Here is a 5,286-nt window from a genome sequence, read left to right as displayed (position 1 = left end):
GTGTAGTTCTGAGACTTATGACTGCTGAAGTGAGGTGCGCAAAATGACTTTGCAGAAAATTAAAACATTGGGGCTGGCGTTCTTCAAAGACGAGGATGGCCTGACCATCGTGGAATACGCAGTGGCGGGCGGTTTGATTACGGTGGCTGTCGCCGCAATCTTCTTGAAAGTTGGAGGTGCGGTGACTACTCAAATCACAGCACTGTGTCAGGCCGCCAATAGCAACGTTGCGTGCTAACGACTAATCCCAGTAGGGAGACACGCCATGTCCACGGAACTGATGGTATCGACTGTTTTACTGGTAGGACTTTTGGGCGTGGCGGTGGTGAGCGATCTGCTTCGCCACCGTATTCCCAACATGCTGGTCTTGTTGGGACTTTCCCTGGGATTGGTCGGTCAAATTTATTCGGGTGGTGTCAGCGGGTTGGGTGACAGCCTACTGGGCATCCTGATCTGTTTTGCGCTGTTTCTGCCCATGTACGCCTTGGGGGGCATGGCTGCCGGCGACGTCAAATTGATGGCCATGGTCGGTAGTTTTCTACCGTTTCACTACGCATTGTGGGCTGCAATGTTCAGCCTGATCGCCGGTGGCGTGTGCGGTTTTCTGATCGTGCTGTTTCGTGGTCAATTGTCTCAGACCGTGGGGCGCTATTGGTTGATTCTGAGAGCGCAGGCCTATTTTGCGCCCGCTTCAGATGAAGTAGCCGGCAAACCTTTCCCTTATACGATTGCAATATTGATCGGCACTTTGAGCAGCGTCTACTGGCAACTGGTTGCCGGTGGGGCACTTTGAACAGCGCCTGCTGGCAACTCGTTGCCAGTGGGTTGGGAGATTAGTCATGCACGTCATGGTTGATACTGATGCTTTCCCCAATGCGCGGGAAGCGGTGCAGCGACTGGCTCCTCAGCCGTGCACAATCCGCGAAACCGGTCTGACCGACAGTTTTCTCGGCGAGTTGGTGTGCAAACATTTGTTTGATGCCGGTGTACTGGACATGTCGCGACTGGTGGACCGCCTGGCGCTGACCGGCGCGGTACTTGAAGAGGTCCTGGCGTTTCTGCGCAAGGATGGCCGTGTCGAAGTGCTGGGCCAGGTGAGTCAAACGGGCGGGCAGATGTTGCGTTATGGCCTGACCGAGCGTGGTCGCAGTGTCGCCCGCGATGCCCTGTCGCGAAGTGGCTATATCGGTGCGGCACCCTTCCCGGTGAGTGCTTACCGTTCCCTGATCAAACTGCAGACCATTCACCATGGTCGCATCAACGCCAACGATATGCGCAATGCCCTGGCTGGCGTAGTGCTCACGGAGGAGATGCTCGATCAGTTGGGTGTGGCGATGAACTCCGGGCGCGCGATCATGATTTATGGCCCCGCGGGTACCGGCAAGACATATGTCAGCAGTCGGCTGATCCGTCTGTTCGCCGAGGCCATCTGGGTCCCTCATGCCATCGTCATCAACGAGTCGGTGATCGAGATCTATGACCCGCAGGTGCATCAGCGGCTCGATGAAAATGCCCAGCAGAACAATCTGATGCTCAACGAAGGGATCGACCGTCGACTGCTGCGCTGCAAACGCCCGATCGTCATCACGGGCGGTGAGTTGAGCATGGAACAGCTGGACGTTCGCTATGACCCCTTTACCCGTCAATACCAGGCCGCCTTGCAGCTCAAGGCCAGCAATGGCCTGTTCATCATCGACGACATGGGGCGCCAGCGCATGGCCCCCGCCGAACTGTTCAATCGCTGGATCGTCCCGATGGAAGAGAAACGCGATTTCCTCAACCTGGGCGGCGGTCGGCATTGCGAGCTGCCGTTCGATCTGATTCTGGTGTTTTCCACCAACCTCAATCCCCTGGAACTGGCCGATGAGGCCTTCCTGCGCCGGATTGGCTACAAGCTGCAGTTCGGTTACCTGAAGCCCGAGCAGTACGAAAAGATCTGGCGTATGGAAAGCGAGCGTCTGGGCATTTCCTATGACCCGCTGCTGGTGCGTTATGCGCTGCAAAGGCTGTATGCAAGCGAAGGCATGCCCCTGGTGCCCTGCCATCCCCGCGATCTCCTGAACATGGCGCTCGATCGCCAGCGTTATATCGGCGGTTCCGGACCACTGTCACCGAAAGAGTTGGAATGGGCCTGGCACAACTACTTCGTCCAGCTCGACTTTCTTTGAAACGGAGATACTGACATGAGCTCTCGTACGCTTACCCTGATAGGCGTTTCTCTGGCCATGGGCCTTGGGGCTGCATGGATGGCCGACTCCTGGCTGAGCGCGCGGCTCAATGCCAGCCCGGATGACCACCTGCGAAGCGTGGTGGTCGCCACGGTAGAGATTCCATTCGGACAGATGGTCGAGGCCCAGCAGGTCACGACTGTACGCATGCCCATGGATACGATCCCGGACGATGCCTTCGATGCCAGCGAAAAAGCCGTGGGCAAGATCGCCACGTTCGACATTCTGCGGGGCGACATCGTGCGTGGTGCACGTCTGAGCGAGCACCTGGGGGGCAGCACCCTGGCCTCTTTGATTACACCTGACAAACGCGCCATATCGGTACGCGTGGACGATGTGGTCGGCGTTGGCGGATTCCTGTTGCCGGGTAACCGGGTCGATGTACTGGYAACCAAAACCACCAATGCCGGCAGTAACAGCGCCACGTCCAGAACCATCCTCGAGAACCTGCGGGTATTGGCGGTGGATCAGACCGCGGGTACCGACAAGACTCAACCGGTAGTGGTGCGCGCCGTGACGCTGGAGATGACGACCGCCGAGGCTGAAACCCTGGTCACGGCGCAAACGGAAGGGAAGTTGCAGTTGACCTTGCGCAACCCACTGAACGCCGAGAAAAAAATCGCGACCGTTACGCCTGCCGCATCGGTCATGGCGGTGGCTACCGCCACAGAGCCAAAACGCGTAGTGCCGCGTGGTAATGGAGAGAGTCGCAGAGCCGTCACCATTATCCGTGGAGTCCAGGCCAGTGTAGTGAACATGCGTTGACAGGGCGGTAGAGGCGCCTGGGCACCCAGGCATTGGCGGAGCCGATCCGGATCAGTATCGGCAATCGAGGGCTTGATGATGAATCTTCGTATTCAGCGGCCGTTCACTTCGACGCCAAGGCGCCAGGAAGGGTCGGTGAGTGTATTGATGGTGATCTCGTTGGCGGCGATGGCCATGATGGCGGCGCTGGCTTTGGACGGCGGGCATATGCTGCTGAACAAAACGCGCCTGCAGAATGCAGTGGACGCCGCCGCCCTGAGTGGCGCCAAGACCCTGAGCCAGGTGGCGGGTGGTATCAACAGTGCCAGCACGACGAAGACCGCCGCGCTCAATACGCTGGTACAGAATGCCAATGCCACGGGCAACAATGAATTGGCCACGGCTGTCGGTGGCAATGCCGGTGCATTTGCAGTGGTGGAACTGGCAAGCAGCGTCTATGGTCCGTTCTCCTATCCCGGGCCGGCGGATGCCAAATACGTTCGGGTATCGGTACCGAGCTATAGCCTGAAGGGATTTTTCTGGAACGTCGCCCAGGCATTCGGCACTGGCGGTCCGGGAGCCAAAGCGGTGGCGGCGATCGCCACCGCAGGCCCCAGCCCTACCAGCCCCTGCGATCTCGCGCCTTTGATGGTCTGTGGCGACTCGACTAAATATAACCCGGGCGCAGGCATGTTCTGGGGCTTCCAGTTTGGTGATTTGCAGGTATTGAAGACGGYTGCCGGTAATTCGTCTCCCATTGGTCCAGGTAACTTTCAGCTGATCGATTTTGGCTCGGGCGGCAATCAGGTCAAGGAAGATCTGGCCGGCGGTGGCAAGGTCTGTCGCAATGTGGGGCAAAATGTCCAGACCGCCCCTGGCAACAAGGTCGGCCCTACCTCTCAAGGCCTGAATACGCGCTTCGGCATCTATCAGGGGCAGGTCAGTGCCTCGGCCTATCCGCCGGATCTGGTGACTACGTCCAGCACCCCCGCGATCACTTACGACGACTCAGTCGTCCCTCCACAAAAGATGTACCAGGGACAAGCCGTCACCTCGAGCAATGGCAATCTCACGGCGGGCAGCAACTCGATACTGGACTACAACGACTGGCGTGCGAGCGTTGCCGCGTGTGTGGCGGGGGGGAGTGGCTGTCAGGGCAATGGGGTGTTCGAGCGCCGGATGCTGAAAGTCGTGGTGGGTGACTGCACCGGTAAACAGGGCGGTTCAACCACGATCCCCGTCCTCGGTTTCGGCTGCTATTTCGTGGTGCAGCCCATGGATGGCGGCGGCACGGACTCGCAGATCTTCGGTCAGTTCGTGAAAACGTGCGAAGGCGACAACGTGGCCGGCCCCTCGCCGTCAACCGATTCCGGCCCGCAGATCATTCAGCTCTACAAAACCTATCTCAACGGCAGCGGCACTCCGAGCACTGACTCGTAGGAGGCGTCATGAGACTTCACGGATTTAAACATCCACAGCGCCAGCAAGGCCTGGCCATTGTGGAGTTCACCCTGGTCCTGCCGGTGTTGCTGTTGCTGTTGCTGGCCTTCGGTGAGTTCGGCCGCATGCTCTACCAGTACAACGTCCTGCTGCAGGCCAGCCGCGATGCCGACCGTTTCGTCGCCAGCCAGGCCTGGGACTCGACGCTAGGTGCGGTCGCTGTGAGCAATGCGCTACTGACCCAGACGCAAAACGTGGCGGTGTATGGCGTGCCGGCCAACACCGGTACCGCTGTGGTGTCAGGGTTGACGACTGGCAATGTAGTCGTTGCCGCAGTGGGTACCGACCATGTGCGGGTCACCATCACTTACACGTACTGCCCGGTGATTGGCGCTGGCAATTGCACCGGATCGCTTCCCGGCTTTTTTGGTAATCGGATTACACTGAGCATTCCGCTGGTCGCCACTACCGTGATGAGGGCCCTGTGATGAACAGAAAGCACATGCACGGCACCTATACGGTGGAGTTCGCCGTCATTGGCCTGCTGATGTTCACGCTGTTGTTCGGCGTGGTGGAAATGGGCCGCCTGTACTTCACGGTCAATGCGCTGGATGAGGCCGTACGCCGTGGTACGCGCCTGGCGGCGGTGTGCAAKATCAGCGATCCGGTGGTGTTGCGGCGAGCGATCTTCAATGCCGCGACCGACGCGGGTACGAGCCAGCTGATCGGCAATCTGGCCACCACCAACCTGACGTTGACCTATCTGGACGTAAACGGTGCGCTGGTGGCCAACCCCGCTGACCTGGTCAGCGTCACTGGTTTTCGTGCCATCCGCTATGTCCAGTTGAGTCTGCAAAACTTCGTTTTCAAACTG

At 58.9% G+C, this 5,286-nt stretch carries 7 protein-coding genes; all 7 read left to right on the top strand.

Annotated features, from left to right (window positions below):
- Nucleotides 1–43 precede the first annotated feature (43 nt).
- Nucleotides 44–238 (top strand): Flp family type IVb pilin, encoded by a 195-nt coding sequence (locus tag ACXRVY_RS16185; protein WP_223459669.1) that lies wholly within the window; start codon nt 44–46, stop codon nt 236–238.
- A gap of 27 nt (nt 239–265) precedes the next feature.
- On the top strand, nt 266–793 hold the full coding sequence (locus ACXRVY_RS16180) for an A24 family peptidase (protein WP_223459667.1): 528 nt from the start codon (nt 266–268) through the stop codon (nt 791–793).
- Nucleotides 794–839: 46 nt separating this feature from the next.
- Nucleotides 840–2,168 (top strand): AAA family ATPase, encoded by a 1,329-nt coding sequence (locus ACXRVY_RS16175; RefSeq protein WP_223459665.1) that lies wholly within the window; start codon nt 840–842, stop codon nt 2,166–2,168.
- 15 nt (nt 2,169–2,183) lie between these two features.
- Entirely contained in the window at nt 2,184–2,993 is an 810-nt protein-coding gene (cpaB, locus tag ACXRVY_RS16170; protein ID WP_458237756.1) for a Flp pilus assembly protein CpaB, read from the top strand.
- A 75-nt stretch (nt 2,994–3,068) separates the two neighbouring features.
- On the top strand, nt 3,069–4,412 hold the full coding sequence (locus tag ACXRVY_RS16165; protein WP_458237755.1) for a TadE/TadG family type IV pilus assembly protein: 1,344 nt from the start codon (nt 3,069–3,071) through the stop codon (nt 4,410–4,412).
- Nucleotides 4,413–4,420: 8 nt separating this feature from the next.
- Nucleotides 4,421–4,900: a TadE/TadG family type IV pilus assembly protein gene (locus tag ACXRVY_RS16160; RefSeq protein ID WP_223459659.1), complete on the top strand. Its 480-nt coding sequence runs from the start codon at nt 4,421–4,423 to the stop codon at nt 4,898–4,900.
- Nucleotides 4,900–5,286: TadE/TadG family type IV pilus assembly protein (locus ACXRVY_RS16155; RefSeq protein WP_458237754.1), on the top strand; the 387-nt coding region annotated here is incomplete at its 3' end. The genes ACXRVY_RS16160 and ACXRVY_RS16155, both read left to right, overlap by 1 nt.

It is taken from the genome of Pseudomonas sp. P5_A2_2, from assembly GCF_054177685.1.
Note: the sequence above shows the minus strand (reverse complement) of the source record. Positions and strands in the feature narration are given on the sequence as shown.

What these genes read in the sequence shown, in the direction of transcription:
- ACXRVY_RS16185 (WP_223459669.1), top strand. Translation starts at nt 44, where the DNA reads ATGACTTTGCAGAAAATTAAAACATTGGGGCTGGCGTTCTTCAAAGAC.
- ACXRVY_RS16175 (WP_223459665.1), top strand. Translation starts at nt 840, where the DNA reads ATGCACGTCATGGTTGATACTGATGCTTTCCCCAATGCGCGGGAAGCG.
- ACXRVY_RS16180 (WP_223459667.1), top strand. Translation starts at nt 266, where the DNA reads ATGTCCACGGAACTGATGGTATCGACTGTTTTACTGGTAGGACTTTTG.
- ACXRVY_RS16160 (WP_223459659.1), top strand. Translation starts at nt 4,421, where the DNA reads ATGAGACTTCACGGATTTAAACATCCACAGCGCCAGCAAGGCCTGGCC.